13 protein-coding genes are annotated in these 15702 nt (G+C 52.3%); 3 read left to right on the plus strand and 10 right to left on the minus strand.

Translation table 11 applies throughout. From position 1 onward, the window contains the following. The coding region (locus ACWIUF_RS05420; RefSeq protein WP_448571255.1) for a calcium-binding protein at positions 1-920 on the plus strand (920 nt) is incomplete at its 5' end. Between the two features lie 60 nt (positions 921-980). Here the strand turns inward: ACWIUF_RS05420 and ACWIUF_RS05425 are convergent. The 10 genes from ACWIUF_RS05425 to ACWIUF_RS05470 all read right to left on the minus strand — a co-directional run bounded on the left by ACWIUF_RS05425 (position 981) and on the right by ACWIUF_RS05470 (position 14949). Further along, positions 981-1754 (minus strand): endonuclease domain-containing protein, encoded by a 774-nt coding sequence (locus tag ACWIUF_RS05425; RefSeq protein ID WP_448571256.1) that lies wholly within the window; start codon positions 1752-1754, stop codon positions 981-983. A gap of 228 nt (positions 1755-1982) precedes the next feature. After that, positions 1983-2861 carry an urease accessory protein UreD gene (locus ACWIUF_RS05430; protein WP_448571258.1) on the minus strand — a complete coding sequence of 293 codons (879 nt, stop codon included), beginning with the start codon at positions 2859-2861 and terminating at the stop codon, positions 1983-1985. A 188-nt stretch (positions 2862-3049) separates the two neighbouring features. Continuing rightward, entirely contained in the window at positions 3050-5962 is a 2913-nt protein-coding gene (treY, locus tag ACWIUF_RS05435; protein WP_448571260.1) for a malto-oligosyltrehalose synthase, read from the minus strand. A gap of 116 nt (positions 5963-6078) precedes the next feature. Beyond that, positions 6079-7911: a malto-oligosyltrehalose trehalohydrolase gene (treZ, locus tag ACWIUF_RS05440; RefSeq protein ID WP_448571261.1), complete on the minus strand. Its 1833-nt coding sequence runs from the start codon at positions 7909-7911 to the stop codon at positions 6079-6081. 505 nt (positions 7912-8416) lie between these two features. Continuing rightward, positions 8417-8632, minus strand: coding sequence for a hypothetical protein (locus ACWIUF_RS05445; protein WP_448571262.1), 216 nt, complete (start codon positions 8630-8632; stop codon positions 8417-8419). A gap of 140 nt (positions 8633-8772) precedes the next feature. Continuing rightward, on the minus strand, positions 8773-10362 hold the full coding sequence (locus ACWIUF_RS05450; RefSeq protein WP_448571264.1) for a glycoside hydrolase family 57 protein: 1590 nt from the start codon (positions 10360-10362) through the stop codon (positions 8773-8775). Positions 10363-10583: 221 nt separating this feature from the next. Then, positions 10584-10805, minus strand: a complete 222-nt coding sequence (locus tag ACWIUF_RS05455; RefSeq protein ID WP_448571266.1) for a hypothetical protein — start codon at positions 10803-10805, stop codon at positions 10584-10586. A 28-nt stretch (positions 10806-10833) separates the two neighbouring features. Next, positions 10834-11556, minus strand: a complete 723-nt coding sequence (locus ACWIUF_RS05460; protein ID WP_448571268.1) for a pentapeptide repeat-containing protein — start codon at positions 11554-11556, stop codon at positions 10834-10836. Between the two features lie 10 nt (positions 11557-11566). After that, positions 11567-13066 carry an ATP-binding protein gene (locus ACWIUF_RS05465; protein WP_448571270.1) on the minus strand — a complete coding sequence of 500 codons (1500 nt, stop codon included), beginning with the start codon at positions 13064-13066 and terminating at the stop codon, positions 11567-11569. A 680-nt stretch (positions 13067-13746) separates the two neighbouring features. Then, positions 13747-14949, minus strand: a complete 1203-nt coding sequence (locus tag ACWIUF_RS05470) for an argininosuccinate synthase (RefSeq protein ID WP_448571272.1) — start codon at positions 14947-14949, stop codon at positions 13747-13749. A gap of 203 nt (positions 14950-15152) precedes the next feature. Between ACWIUF_RS05470 and ACWIUF_RS05475 the strand changes: the two genes are divergently transcribed. After that, complete coding sequence (locus ACWIUF_RS05475; RefSeq protein WP_448571273.1) at positions 15153-15470, plus strand: hypothetical protein; 318 nt, start codon at positions 15153-15155, stop codon at positions 15468-15470. Positions 15471-15482: 12 nt separating this feature from the next. Then, a complete protein-coding gene (locus tag ACWIUF_RS05480) occupies positions 15483-15647 on the plus strand; it encodes a DUF4351 domain-containing protein (RefSeq protein WP_448571275.1) in 165 nt (54 codons plus the stop codon). Positions 15648-15702 lie beyond the last annotated feature (55 nt).

Here is a 15702-nt window from a genome sequence, read left to right on the forward strand (position 1 = left end):
GCCCTCCCGGTATTCCCGGTATTCCCGGCCCTCCTGGTACTCCGCCTCCTGGCGGGACGCCCACCTTCCCAATTTTCCCGCCGCCCTTTGTGCCCCCGGCCCTCACCCCGACGATCGAGCCACCTCCCGGCGGTGCGCTCCCGCCCATCTACCTGTCCACCACCACCAGCAATAACTTTAGGGGCACCGAAGCACCCGAATTCATCTATGGCGGTCCCTTCGATGACACGATCGACGGTGCGGGCGGTAACGATACCATCCTCGGTCGCGAAGGTCGCGATCTCCTGATCGGCGGCAACGGTAGCGACAAATTGTTCGGCAACCAAGGCGACGATCGTCTCTATGGCGGTGATGGGGATGATACCGTTTACGGCGGTAAAGATAACGACTTTATCAACGGTGAGCGGGGCCACGATTTCTTGCGGGGCGATCTGGGTGATGATACCGTGCGCGGTGGCGATGGCGATGACACCCTTTACGGCGGTAAAGGCAATGACTCATTGCTCGGCGATCGCGGTGATGACTACCTCAGCGGCGACCTGGGCGACGATACCCTGGATGGGGTTGGGCGCGATCGGGAATCCGTCGGTGAAATCGACACCCTCGTCGGGGGTGAAGGCGCAAACCTGTTCGTCTTGGGCACGACTAACACCGTCTACTACAACAATATTGGTCCCGGTGCCGGCTATGGCGACTATGCCCTGATCGAAGACTTCAACGCCTCCCAAGATCGGCTGCAACTCAAAGGCGGCGTGCCTTACCTGCTGAACTTTAGCCCCAACGGCTTACCAGGGGGCACCGGCATCTATATCGACGACGGCTCCACCCCCGGCGTTTGGGATGAAGAAGATGAATTGATCGCCGTCCTCAAGGATATCGCCCCCAATGACAGTCTCTTCTCACGCATGAACTTCGTCTAGGAAGTTCCAGTTCTAAACCTACACTGCGGAATTCGTTCAACAGGACAGGAAGGCTAGCCCTCACCTGTCCTTTTTTGTTGGGTTTTGTTGGGGCGTTTGCACTCCCCCCAACTGCTCGATATTTTTCGCGATCGTGTTCACACAATATTCTCCTGCCTGTTCCCACACCTGCTGGGAGCCAAACCGTAAGATCCGCCAGCCCTCTGTGGTTAAGGCATTGTCCCGTAAGCGATCCTTTTCGGCCTGTTGCGGATTGGCGTGCCAAGTATCCCCATCGGTTTCGACATCGATCTTACCCAACTGACAGTAAATCGCAAAATCTAACGCATATTTGCGCCGATGAATAGTAACAAGTTCCTGCCGCTCCGCTTGAATTTGTCGCCGTTTTAATGCAACCCAGAGGCGATCCTCTAGTGGACTTTCATGGTACAAATCGTTGATTTCCATTGCTTGCATAAACTTCGCACCGATCGTGGGGATAAAATTAATCCGCCGCCACCGCCGACTCAAGATTGGGGCCGGTAATCGCCTTAAAGGACCCATCAAGACCTGATAATACGTTTTCTGGGTTTTCGCATTGACTGGCTCTGCCGGGAAAAGCTGCGATCGCGATACCACTGGTGTTCGCAATACCGGGGCATAGTACTGCACCCGATACGCCTCACTGCCGAAGACCTTGGTGTGATAGAACGCGATCCAGGCGGGTGGCCAATTCCGTTGCATGGACTGCTTCACGCTCGTGACTGGAATTCGGTACCAATGCTGATCCCGTGCGATCGCCCAGTCGGCCTGATTATTCATGATCGCGACTAACACCCGATCGTTCGCTTGCATCCTTCCCTTGCCGTCAATCCCTACCTAAGTCCTTAGGCAATATCAATATTTTTATACTATAGTACTTTAGTATTGATGGCAATCAACAATCTTGGACAGGAAGGTTTTTCCCTCAGCTAGGGGAGGGCAGTGTCAATCGCCAGAGGCATTGACGACAGCCAGGGGAAAGGCTTGTGTCGTGTAGTTTCAGTAGATTCTCCAGCATTGTTGATTGGCCATAGTTGAGGCTCACCCTGGCCATACCCGTGGGATGACGATCGCCCGTCCCAGATACCAAGGGCGCAACACCTGCCAAATGGCCACAAACCACTGTCTGGCCATCGCCACCGATGCCCCCCGATAGCGACAACACAAGCCCTGGGGTAATCGCGAGACGCCCGTATGCGCTTGCATCTGGAGGGTTTCCGCCAGGGTCCGGATTTGTGCCAGCAATGCTAAGTCTACGGCTTGACCAATAAACGCAAAGGTCCCTACCACTGGTTGACTGGCCAAACCATGCGGGCTATGGAAAACGGTAGTATTGCCCGGTAGCCACTGCCGATCGAGCCACAGCGGTACCTCCCCTTGCCAGACTTCCGTGTGCGATCGCCAGTCCCCTTCGACAAATTCCTCCCCCCGCGCACTGCGCCCAAAGCGTGTCAACTCCCACCCCAACCAGCGGGCACCGGGAGCCAGATCCACCCGCAACCTTTGGCGATAGTGGGCACCTTGAAACGCGATCGTCTCCTGGGGCAACCATTCCAAACAAGCCGCTGCCCCGATCGTGAGCTGGATATCCTGAGAAGCCGTGCGGGCCTCACTGGCATAGACCTTCGTTGCTGCCGCTGTCGTCAGCAAGACTTGGGTTTGGGCATCTAAGCTCAGGGTTTGGGTCAAGCGATCGCCCCCGACAATCCCCCCTGCCGTATGCAACGCCACGCAATGGCAGACACCGGGTCCTTCTGGGAAAAAAGGCCGTTGGATCTTGAGCGGAGCCTGAAGTCGTTCTTGGCGTAGGTACGTTTCCCCCTGACGCTGGCTAAAGTGGAGGTCGAGCAAACCCTGCCAGCCTTGTGCAGGCGGTGCGATCGCTGACATCGGTGCCGTAGGTTGAGGAACATTGACCATCGATTTCTCCCTACCTATAGCGGTAGTCACGCTCATTAGGACATTTCCAAGGCTGTGATCAACAAGGGGCTTAAGCCCCTTGTCCTAACCCAAATGACGATGGCTATAAAAACCACCCAGCCGCCGAGATAATCCCCCCCTCTTCGTGTTCCTTTGTGCCCTGCGTGCCTGAGGGATTCAGAAGCACCTTAAATCCCCAATCCAGGATCGGCCTCCGGTTTTTTCTCCCCCTCCGGGGGCGCCTCACACACCAACAACGCTACCGGAAAATCCGTCAAAGCCTCACGCAGCCAGATCGTTTCCTCACACTCAACCACCTGGCCGGTAATCAGATTTCGCCAGCTAGAAGCCAACCCCAACGGCAGACAAATCCGGGTTTCCTGCCAAACGTGCTCACCCAGCGGATATTCTCCCACCTTTAGCAACGAAGTGAGCAAACGGGGCACGATCGTGATCGCGATCGTGTGATCCCAGCGGCGAGCAAAGGCAATGACATGCTCCTTAAGACTACCCAGAATTTTCAACCTCTCGTACTCACCCCGCTGGAAAGTCTCCTGATAGAGATGTCGTGCCTTGAGGGCCTGGTGCATCAAAAAGAGCTTAATCCGACCATCGGCAGGTGTGGCCAATAAATCAGCAATCAGGGTAGCCCGCTGTCCTTCCGGATTGCTCCCACGGGCATCGCCCCCCCGCTTGCGAAGATCCTGTAACCAGGCCAACCGCTTTTCAAAATTGACTGGACGACGGTTATCCGGATCAACCAGATTCAGCTCCCATAATTCCGTTCCCTGGTAAAAATCAGGCACCCCCGGCACGGTCGCTTTCAGCAAAACTTGGGACAGGGAATTCAAAATACCAAAGTGTTGAAGTTTGGGTAAAAACTCACGAAAAGCAGTGACAAATGGGGTTTCTTCATTTGTCGCCAATTGTTTGAGAATCTCTTGGGCGAACTGGGTAACCCCCGCTTCGTAGCTGCTATCCGGTTTCAACCAAGCCGTATAGACCTTGGCTTCACGAATGGCCTTGATAAGATAGTCTTGAATACGCTGGGTATAGGCCGCGTAGTCCACAGGATCAAAAGGGAAGGTTCCCAACAGGGTTTGATAAAGAAAATATTCATCATTGCGATCGGGCACATCCCGACCATCAATCTCCGTCTTATAGGCTGCATTAGCCTGCTGAAAAATATGTAGATACTGCTCCCACTCCTCAGGGATTTCCGATAACACATTGAGACGGGCACGCACATCTTCTCCCCGTTTTGTATCATGGGTAGACGTTGCCGACATAGCATGGGGCCAATATTCAGCGCGATCCTGATTAAACGCATGGAAGGCATCGGGTGATACCCCAAACTGACTCGGATCGGAACCCACCTCATTTAGCGATAACAGGCGATTGTAAATATACAGCACCGTATCCTCAACCCCCTTAGCCATGAGGGGACCGGTAAATTGCTGTAGACGCATGAGGAAGTGCAACCACGCCTGCTGGTCATCTTCCGATAGGGAGTCATCAAACTTGCCCAACAGGAACTTTTCCAAAAAACTGAGTTCATTCAAAAAGTTGGGAATATTTGCCTTGGCTTTAGCCAATACCCGTTGAATAATTTCCTGATCAGCAAGACTTGCCCCGTCGCTATTGATATAGGTTCGATACACCGGGAAAACTGCCAAAATTTCGATCAGCGCTGCCTTTAGGCCATAAATCGTAAAGTCACTAGCATAGCGATAGCGATTGGATAACTCCTTGAGCAGATAGGCCAGGTTGTCAATATCTCCTGCCATGTGTTTGTCAATAATCAGGCGTTTCTTCTGGTCAATCAAATCCTCGACAAATCTTGTTTTTTGCGCGATCGAGCCTTCGCAAGTCTCTGGATTTCCAGTAAAGCGATAGTAAATATTAGTCAACGGCTCTTCCGAAGCCAGTTGGCAGAAAAGGCCATTCACCTGATTCAGAAAATCATAGCCAGTCGTGCCCTGGACCGGCCAATTCACAGGCAAACTCTCGTGACCTTCGAGAATCTTCTCGACTACAATATAGGCATCTTCAGCTCCTTCTCGCAAACGGTTTAGGTATGCGGTTGGATCATAGAGACCATCAATATGATCAATGCGCAACCCTGTGATCTGCTTATTAGCTACCAGACTAAGGGTGAGGGCGTGGATCTTGTCGAAGACCTCCTCCCGCTCAACCCGCAACGAAATGAGATCATTGACCGTGAAGAATCGGCGATAGTTCAATTCTTCATTACCCACCTTCCAATAGGATAATCGGAAGTATTGATCAGCTACGAGATTATCCAGAAGATTATAGCTTTCCGGCTTACCAATTTGGCCATTAAAAATAGCAATATTTTCCTGAATGAAATCACGAATGACCTCACTTTCGTGCCAAACTTCCCACAGCATTCGCTTAATAAAGGCAATTTGCTCATAGCGCTCCTCACCCTCCGCTAGGGATGGCATATAGCGCAGGGCATAGAGAACGCCCAGCAGTTTGACAAAGTTAGGATCATTACGGCTGAGTTGCCGTCGCAGGCGATCGAGGTCATGGGTAAGGACCTGGGTATAGGTTTCAATTTTTAGGGGAAGCTTTTGGTGATAGTAGTTAATTGAGAAGCCGTGGATATCATATTGCAGCTCTAGTTCACCACTTTCAAGACAGTCACCATAAAATTTGCCTAAAAAAGGAGCAAGTAATCGCCCTCGCATATCTGCGTAGGGATGCTCCCAGTTAATATCAAAAAAGTTCCGATACTGGGACTCTGGCCCATTTTCGAGTACGTCAACAAGAATCAGGTTTTGGCTACTAAAGGCCATGTGGTTGGGTACAATATCCTGTAACCAGCCTAATCCATGTTCATGGACCGTCTTCATGAGCATGGCAAACTCTTCCGGGGTCCCTAGTTCTGGATTAATCTGATCGGGATCAACAACATCATAGCCATGCCCGCTACCACTACGAGCCTTAAGAATTGGCGAGGCGTAAATATCGGAAATGCCTAATTCAGCCAGATAGGGAATAATTGCCTGGGCATCTTTGAAGGTAAAGTCAAGGTTAAATTGAAGGCGATAGGTGGCAACAGGGATGCGTAACATAGTGATGGTTCAAACGAAACGTCAAACAAGCAGGGAATGATGCCGTTGCCGGCAGAGGGTCTGGGATTGTTCCTTGTGTGTTTAGGATAACAACTGGGGCCTAATAGCGGTTGGCGTTATGCCTGATAGAGCACCACACTGTGGGGGGCAAGCGTGACGGTAGCGGCGTCCTGAAGCCTAGACGGGGCGATCGCGCCGGTTCCCGCCCATTGGCGATCCGCCGAATCGAGCAGGCACTGCCAGGAACCCGGTGGTCTGGGGGCTGCAAACGTCAGTGCCCTTGGGGCAAAATTCAGGTAAAGCAACACCTGGTTAGCCGCAGCCCAACGATGCAGCCAAAGTCCAGGCTGGTCCGGCAGGGCGACAACGGTCTGGGAACGCGTGTCCAGGTTAGCAAGGGCAGGCACCGTCCGCCGTAGTTGAATTAACTGTTTATAGAACGATCGCAGGACGCTCGGTTGTCCTTGCCGCGATCGCGACTCGTCCAATTTTGATTGTTGGAAAACCTCAACGCTTTGGGGATCAGGCACCTCCCCTTGCCAGTGAAACGACTTAAATTCCTCGGCCCGACCTTGGCGCACGGCGGCAATCAAATTCTCATCGCCATGACTGACGAAATAGAGAAAGGGAGCCGTTTCCCCATACTCCTCACCCATAAACAACATGGGCACAAACGGTGATAACAACGTCGCCCCGGCGGCCAGCTTCAATCTCTCAAAGTCTACCAGGTGAGATAAGCGTTCACCAGCGAGGCGATTGCCCACCTGATCGTGATTTTGACAACAGACCACAAATTGTTCCGCCGCACAATTACGGGGATCATTGCCATGCCGTCGCCGCCGATGGGCTGAATATTCCCCCGCATAAACATACCCCCGTCGGTAGGCTTGGGCCAGGTGTTCAATGCTGCCAAAATCCAGGTAATAGCCCGATCGTTCTCCCGTCAGAAGACTATGCAAGGCATGGTGAAAATCATCACACCACTGGGCATCATGGCCCCATCCCCCACTCGATTTAGGCCGAATGACACGGGTATCATTCAGATCACTTTCAGCAATTAAATAGCGTTGATAGGTGGTATTAGCGAGGGCTGCCACACGATCGGCTAATTCCTGCAAAAACGGCTGGGCACTAAAGTCATAAATTGCATGCACAGCATCCAAACGCAGGGCATCAATATGAAAGTCACCCAGCCAGTACAAGGCATTTTCGAGAAAATACTGCCGCACTTCATCGCTGTCAGCATCGTCAAAATTGACCGCACTGCCCCAGGGGGTTTTGTATTTCTCGGTGAAGTAGGGACCATAATCCCAGAGATAATTCCCCTCCGGTCCCAGGTGGTTATAGACCACATCCAAAATCACCGCGATCCCGGCTTGATGACAGGCATTGACCAGGGTTTTCAGACCCACTGGCCCTCCGTAGGAGTCTTGCACGGCATAGGGATACACCCCGTCATACCCCCAATTGCGATCGCCTGGGTATTGGGCCACAGGCATCAGTTCGATCGTGTTAATTCCCAGGTCAAGTAAATCTGGCAAACGGTCAATGATTGCCGCAAATGTTCCCGCTGGCGTAAAGGTACCCACATGCAACTCATAAATCACCATCTGGGCGAGGGGAATCCCCCGCCAGTCCGCATCCTGCCACCTAAAGGCGGGATCAACCACACAGGAAGGCCCATGTACCCCCTGCGGCTGCCACTGGGAGGCGGGATCGGGTCGTTCAAGCTCGCGATCCAGTTGGTAACGATACAGGGTGCCGGGTTGGGCGCGAGTTGTCACCTGCCAGTAACCGCGATCGTCCTGGTGCATCGGGATCAGGCGATCGCTCGGCCATGCCAACGAATCACCAGCATCTAGAAGATGGACAGCTACCGTTTCGCGCTGGGGCGCCCACACTGTAAATTGACATTGATCATTACCAAGATATTGACTACCCAATTTCATAATCACTGCGGTGATTGACAACAGCTACTCCCGTTGCGATCCTCCACTTTCCTAGGGAGCCGCTTTTCTAGAGAGCAGCGCCGCCTTGACAATAGCAGTTCTCCTGATGCAATGCCAAGTTATCCATAATATGGCCGAACCTGGAATCCTTGTCCAGTAAGGCAGAGGGGAGACATTTTAGATATTTTGGGCCGAGAATACTGAGTGCATACAGCACTTCCATACCTGGTGAGGTACAGACAAGGGGCTTAAGCCCCTTGTCTGTACGGCTTGACCGTATTTCATGAGAGAGGGAACGGCTGTAGAAAGAAGCCTTTCTCTCATTTGGTTAGATCAAAGTCATCTGCAATCTTCTTCAAAAAGTCATCTCAAAACCTCGACTACCTCCTGCTAGTTAGCACGAACAATGGTAAATCATCCAGTTCACTAATAAAATGCCTGTTTTCTGAGAGCCGAAGATCCACGCAGTGCAATCACAAATTCATTCGTGTCAAATGCCAAAAAGTCAGTTTGGATAAAGTTCATCCGCCACTTGCTCTCGAAGCTCCCGCAAATCCCGCAAAACCTCTTCCCGCCACTGACCCCGCTTCCCCTCCTCCTGCAAGCGCCCTTGATAACTCTTCGCGATCGCCGCAAAGATCTGTCGCGTTGATAAGTGGTTATCCAAACTCTCAACAATGAGAGCTTGCAAGAATTCATCGAGGTCCCTGTCTTCCTTCACCGCAACCTACTGCACTTGCGCATAGACCTCAGGGAATATCGTCAACGTCACTTCTAACCCGACTTGGCCACCCAAGCGCAATGAACTGCGTCGCGATCGCGGACAACATCTGGTGCGTCACCCATACTCGATAGTGATCGCTATAGCGGACGATAGACCCGATAGTTCACACTGGGGAAAATATTGTCGATCGTTTCCACCTTTTCCAGCCAACCTGAATCCACCTTGCCCTCATTCAAGTCTTCAAATAATTTCGTGAACCGCTTCAAATGGGATTGGGTGCGCCGGACCGCATAGGGCACCATCGTTCCCGTGCGCATAATGAACGCCCAGTCAGAGGATTGGGCCAGGAGCAACTCACGGGCAGCCTGGTTCAAGGCCCGCCATTCGAGTTCATCCGCTGGTTCCCGTTGACTCAGCGCGATCATCCGTTCCGTTGCCTTGTGTAAATGGGGATAAATCCAGGCATTACTGTCATTTAGCCAATACTCATGGAACCCCTTAAATCCCCAACTCGATTGGGCCGGACGGCACACCTGTTGCGTGGGATTCTGGCGTAGATAATCCGCCAAATGGGTCAATTCATAGGTTTTCTGGTCGTACCAAGACTTACGGAAGAAATAATCCAGGAACCACGGCCCTTCATACCACCAATGGCCGAACAACTCTGCATCATAGGGTGAAACCACGATCGGCGGACGGCCCATAATTGAGCTTAGATGGCGAATTTGGCACTCGCGGTTAAACATAAAATTCCCCGCATGTTCCGCCGCCTTTTCCCGCGCCCAGTAGGGATCATAGAGTGCCTTATCCCCCAAGCCCAGTCCCCGCCCCGTGACCTTGTGGTACTTAATGCCCACATTTTTGCGCTGACCATTGGGCATAATAAACGGCTTAATATACTCGTATTCCGCCTCCCAACCCAGATCCTTATAAAACTCACGATATTCCGGTGATCCGGGATAGCCCACGTCTGCCGACCACACCTGTTGCGATGACTCATGATCGCGGCCAAAGGCGGCTACCCCCGCCTCCGTAAACACGGGTGCATAGGAACCATAGCGCGGGCGGGGACGGGCATAAAGCACTCCATGTCCATCCATAATGAAATAGCGCAACCCCGCATCGGCAATCATCCGCTCCAGGCCATCATAGTAGGCACATTCGGGCAGCCAAATGCCCTTGGGCGGCTGACCAAAATTCTCCGTATAGTGCTCACAAGCCACCTGGATTTGTGCCCACACGGCCTGGGGATACATTTTCATTAAGGGCAGATACCCATGTGTGGCTCCGCAGGTAATAATTTCCAGGTTATTGCTGTCGAGAAATTGCTTAAAGGCCGTAATCAGATCGCGATCGTAACGTTCCCACAGGTCACGGGCCTCTTGAAATTCCGTGCAGTAGTGTTCCGCCAGGTAGCGAATATGGCCGTAGTGGGCATTATGCTCCACCTCCATCGCCGCCAGCGTTTGCAATTGGGTGAGGTACTGCTCAAACCGCTCCTGTAAAAGGGGGTCCCGCAGCATCGACACCAGCGGCGGTGTCAGGCTCATGGTCAGCTTGAAATCCACTCCATCCCGCCGCAGCCCTTCAAAAACCTTCAGCAGGGGAATATAGGTTTCCACGATCGCTTCATATAACCATTCTTCTTCTAGCACGTAGCTGCTTTCGGGGTGACGGACGAAGGGCAAGTGCGCGTGGAGAACCAGAGCAACGTAACCAAGAGCCATAGAGGGGGGGAGCCTTAAACCATAAACCATTTATCCTACTCCCCATTCTGTCCGTAAGGGAGGATTTTGCCAATTTTGTTAAGGGGACTCCTGTGCCTCTAACGCTGCAACTACTCTATGAGCCAGCCTTGAAGCCGACGATCGCCAGTCTCCTGCCCAACCCCAGCAGCTGCGATCGCCCCTACAGTCCGATCACGGGCCGCGTCCTGTCGATATCAATATCAATCCCAGGTTTTTTGCGCAAGGGTAGTGCCTATCTCTAGGATCTCGCCTGTAGATGGGAGGTTGGGCGGAATTTGTTGGACGCTGGCGATGACCTCCCTGGCCTGGGTAACCATCTGCGGCTCCGGTAAGAGCGTCAGTTGCATCAGAATCCCTACGAAGGGGGCGGTCTGCTCTGGGGAAGGCGTTGAGAGATCAGGCAGTGAGACGGGCGGCTCCATCGCCGACCTCAATTAACCGAGGTTCCTGTTAGCGATCGCGGATTTGACCATTGGGCATTGTTGTATGCTCCAATTGGGATTCTCGAAAATTCGCTAACCAACAGGTCGCTTCACTTAGCATTGCGCCTTTCAGATTGGCTTTCCCAAAATTAGTCCAAATCAGGCAAGCTTGCCGCAGATTAGCATAACTTAAATTAGCCCCCTGTAAATCTGTTAGGAAGAGATTGGCACGACTTAAATTAGCTTGTTGTAAATCTGTACTCCGCAGGTGAGCAAAGCGCAAATCAGCAGCATAGAAGTTCACCGCTCGCAAGTCCAAGCCATCAAGATTGGCCCCCATCAATTTCGCCCGACTTAAGTTTGCCCCCCGCAGACTCAGGCAGTTCAGATCATGGCCCTGCAACACGGTGAGCATCATCTGGATTGCCCAGCCCACGATCGCTAGGGGCATCACAATTGCCAATACAACCAATCCGAGAATTAATAACTGATTAATCAGAAATAGAACGGCAACCGCTGTCGGAGCAACCGCCATTTGCAATCTCCACAGCAACACCACAATCACCGCACACCCCATGCCCACTTGGGTCAGTCGGGCCAGGTAAACAACCAAGGTACGCAATCCAGACACAACCCCCTCTGGCAACCCGGGTCCCCGTAGATCCGGAACAATCGTAGGATGCTGCGATCGCCATTGATTCCACTCGGTAACGCCCTGCTGAAGTCGGGCGAGGTGCTCCGGATTTGCCATTATTCAAGGATTAGGGATAGGAAGAAGGATTAGGGATAGGAAGATTGACAATAAACGTTGTACCAACATCGACTGTACTACTAAAAAATATTTCCCCCCCCTGAAGATTAACACAACGTTGCACGATCGCCAGACCCAAGCCATAGCCAGGGATAGATTCAACATTTTTACCTCGATAAAAAGGTTCAAATATTCGAGGTTGATCGGTGACAGAAATACCCCTGCCGTAGTCTTCGATTCGGAAAGTAATAGTTTGAGTTTTTGGATTAGCTAGGATCTCAAACTGTACGGGCGAATCGGAATCTGAATATTTAAGTGCATTAGATAATAGACTATACAGAATATAATGTAAAAGACGCTCATCTAACAGGATTATTTTCAGTGCTGGATCGAGAGAGAATTGAATACGTTGTGAAGAACCTTTGTACTCTTGTGCCAATAGATTGAAAAGATCTTGAGAAAAGGTTTCTAAGATAAGAGGGGTTGGTTTAAGGGGATGCGTAACGCCTTCCGTTTGGGCAAGTAACGTAATCGCTTCAAGCAATTGATTCATCTGCTCAACTGCTGTTTCAATCTGAGCTAGGTGTTCTTCCGTGCGGGCTTCTGACCAACGTGAACTGTAAAGTTGTAAGAGGCCCGTTGAGGATAAAATCGTGTTTAGGAGTGTCCGCAATTGACGGACAACTAAATCCGTAAAGCGATCGTGCAATTGCTTGAGTTCTAACTCTTTAGCCAGCGTAGGGGCGAGGTTAGATCCTACGGAACGTTGGCTCAGATCCCAAAAGACCAGCACGGCACCATTCGGCTGTCCTTGATCGAGCAGGGGGCTAACACTATCGCCGATCGTTAACTGCTTACCGTCGCGGGTAATCAGGGTTGCATATGCTTGTAAATAGACGACTTGACGATCGCGAATTGCTTTTAAGACTGGGTTAGCGATCGGTTCCTGGGTAAACTGGTGCACTAAAGGAAGGATCGTCGTGATGGGTTGTCCTTGGGCCTCCTCACGCAACCAACCCGTCATCTGTTCAGCGGCTGGATTCATGAAGGTAACTAAACCTTCTTGGTCCGTTGCAATCACGCCATCACTCATGCAGGTAAACAAGACATCTAAAGGGTTAGGAGTTTGCTTTTCTAGAACATGATAGTGCTGAGCCAAGCCAATTTCTAATGCCACCTTTAGGTTCAGTTCATTAATCGGTTTAACCAAATAACCAACTGGTTGGGTTTGTTTAGCTCGTGCTAGCGTCGTATCATCAGCATAGGCTGTGAGGTAAATAACTGGAATTCCCCATTGTTTACGAATACAGTCCGCTGCCTCGATACCATCCACATCCGATCGCAGGACAATATCCATAAGTACGATATCAGGGCGGGTTTCAGCCGCTTTTTGAATCGCAGCCTGACCAGTTGCCACAATTGCCGTTACCTGGTGACCTAACTGCCGCAACATAGTTGCGATCGTTTGGGCAACAATAACCTCATCCTCGACAATCATTACCTTAAACATTGATCTTAATTTATGCCTGAATACAAAACAGGAAATAGAGGATTACGGAAGGTACAGCGTTTCTTAATCTACCGAAGGACACTCGCATCCGATGGACAAGTAGCTTGAGCCAATTGTCGCTACCCCACCCAGGTGACAAAGGCTGGGAAGGACTCAGATCATAGGGAACCTCGATTAATTGAAGCGTTCCCCCGACCCCTTATGATTACGTGGGAACAATTGCGGAAGGTAGTATTTTTTGAGGTGCCTATAATAGTATTTAGGATCAGAACCGATATCGCAACATCACTAGGATGAGGCTGAAGCACTCAAAGCCCGATCGCAACATTTCCAGAAAAACCCGCTTAGGCCCTGCCAGTTAGCATCGTACACAGCCCAAGCACTGTCTTCTGGACCCAGCCAGCCAGCGAACCCCAATCATCCCCTCAGGACAATCTCAGGACAATCGACTCGGCCACCCTTCCGATCGGGGGTGACGCCCACATTGCGACCTGCTCACACCGCCCCTAACTGCTGTACTACGAACCCACGCTTAAATCCCTGTTTTCTGGCATAACCGATGGGCTATCCACACCTAACGTGGTGCTGGTTGTAGTCACGCACAGCCATCGACCTCGAAGAATCGTGCGCAACGACTGGCGGGGGCAAGCCCTAACGATTTGCCCCAGAATGCGTGCGGCCTACGATCGCGTTTTTTCCGCCCAAACCCGGGTGGGCAGGCCCCAAACATAGATGAAACCTTCGGCAGCCTTGTGGTCAAAGACATCTTCCGCCCCGTAGGTGGCTAAGTCGGGGCTATACAGGGAATTGGCCGATTGGCGACCGACGATCGTGGCTTGGCCCTTGAACAGCTTCACCCGCACAGTGCCGGTTACCCGCTGCTGGGTTTGTTGGATAAAGGCATCCAGCGCGGCTTTGAGAGGGCTGTACCAGAGGCCGTTGTAGACCAGTTGCCCGTAGGTTTCCTCCAGATTGCGCTTGTAGTGGCTCACGTCAGCAGTGAGGGTCAAGCTTTCTAGATCGCGGTGGGCTTGGATCAGGACGATGAGGCCAGGAGTTTCATAGATTTCCCGTGATTTAATCCCCACGAGGCGGTTTTCGATCATGTCGATGCGCCCAACCCCATGTTCGCCCGCGACTTGGTTGACACGGGTGACCAGATCCACGGGACTGAGACGTTCCCCGTCAATGCTAGTGGGAATACCCTGCTCAAAGCCAATTTCGATATAGGCTGGCGCATCGGGGGTGTCCGCGATCGCCTTGGTGAGCAAGTAAATCTCTTCCGGGGCTTCAAACCAGGGATCTTCCAGGGGACCGGCCTCGATACTGCGGCCCAAGAGGTTGCGATCGATGCTGTAGGGGGAGGATTTTTTCACCGGCGCGCTGATGCCGTATTGTTCACCGTAGGCAATGGTTTGCTCTCGGCTCATGCCCCATTCCCGCGCGGGGGCCAGGACCTTGAGCTTGGGATTCAGAGCCGCGATCGCCACATCAAAACGCACCTGATCATTGCCTTTCCCCGTACAGCCGTGGGCAACCGCATCGGCTCCATATTGTTCTGCCGCTTCGACGAGGAGCTTCGCAATCAGGGGACGGGCGAGGGCCGTGGAAAGGGGATAGCGGTTTTCGTAGAGGGCGTTGGCCTGGATCGCTGGGAAGGCGTAGTCCTGGATGAAGCTAGCAGTAGCATCCGCAATTAGGGATTGATCAGCCCCAGATTTGAGGGCTTTCTCACGAATCGGTTCCAGTTCATCCCCCTGGCCCAGATCGGCAGCGAGGGTGATCACTTCTTTAACGCCCCACTCATGCTTGAGGTAGGGAATACAGACGGAGGTATCCACCCCACCGGAATAGGCCAGTACAACTTTCTCGGCGCGACCCATGAATCTTTGCCCCCTTACCGGGAATACTGCGTGAACAACGATCCCCTATTATCCGACCATTGGCCCAAAATTCTGTGCATGGATTGTCAGTAATTGTCAAAATTTCGAGGCAAGTCCTATGCTGTGAACGTTGTGTAAGGGATGGCCTGTGGTCAAAAAAGCAGACATTGGCGGCAAACGCCTGGAATGCCTTACTCCCGTTTGTGCCGATCTTGAAACAGGGGGGCGCGGTGGCCACCGTCCAGCGGGCCTTGGGGTTGCTCCGTCAGGATGAGCAATTGGTCGAGTTGGAAGTCTTGCTGGCGTTTTTTGCTAGCTTTGTGTTAGACAGCGAGATGGTGCGACAAATCATGAGGTGGGATATGGCCGTACTGCGTGAATCGCCCTGGTACCAAGAAATCCTGCGCGAAGGCGAACATCAGGGTGAACAAAGGGGCAGACAGGTTGGCATCGCTGAAGGGAGACAGGTTGGCATCGCTGAAGGGCGGTTGGAGCAGAGTCGATCTCTGATCCTTAAATAACTTACCCGCCAGGTGGGTACCCTGTCGCCAGCAACCACCGCTCAGGTAGAAGCCCTTGTGATCGAGCAATTGGAAGCCTTGGGTGAAGCGTTGCTCGATTTCACCCAACCGGAGGAATTAACGACCTGGCTAGCGCACAACTCAGCCACAACATCACCGCTAGCCAACCAGGACTGATGGGCGATCGCGTCACCAACCGACCCCGACGGCATCCTACCCACGAACTGTCATC

This window comes from Trichothermofontia sp. (assembly GCF_053493415.1).

What these genes read in the sequence shown, in the direction of transcription:
- ACWIUF_RS05425 (WP_448571256.1), bottom strand. Translation starts at nt 1,754, where the DNA reads ATGCAAGCGAACGATCGGGTGTTAGTCGCGATCATGAATAATCAGGCC.
- ACWIUF_RS05430 (WP_448571258.1), bottom strand. Translation starts at nt 2,861, where the DNA reads ATGGTCAATGTTCCTCAACCTACGGCACCGATGTCAGCGATCGCACCG.
- treY (WP_448571260.1), bottom strand. Translation starts at nt 5,962, where the DNA reads ATGTTACGCATCCCTGTTGCCACCTATCGCCTTCAATTTAACCTTGAC.
- treZ (WP_448571261.1), bottom strand. Translation starts at nt 7,911, where the DNA reads ATGAAATTGGGTAGTCAATATCTTGGTAATGATCAATGTCAATTTACA.
- ACWIUF_RS05450 (WP_448571264.1), bottom strand. Translation starts at nt 10,362, where the DNA reads ATGGCTCTTGGTTACGTTGCTCTGGTTCTCCACGCGCACTTGCCCTTC.
- ACWIUF_RS05455 (WP_448571266.1), bottom strand. Translation starts at nt 10,805, where the DNA reads ATGGAGCCGCCCGTCTCACTGCCTGATCTCTCAACGCCTTCCCCAGAG.
- ACWIUF_RS05460 (WP_448571268.1), bottom strand. Translation starts at nt 11,556, where the DNA reads ATGGCAAATCCGGAGCACCTCGCCCGACTTCAGCAGGGCGTTACCGAG.
- ACWIUF_RS05465 (WP_448571270.1), bottom strand. Translation starts at nt 13,066, where the DNA reads ATGTTTAAGGTAATGATTGTCGAGGATGAGGTTATTGTTGCCCAAACG.
- ACWIUF_RS05470 (WP_448571272.1), bottom strand. Translation starts at nt 14,949, where the DNA reads ATGGGTCGCGCCGAGAAAGTTGTACTGGCCTATTCCGGTGGGGTGGAT.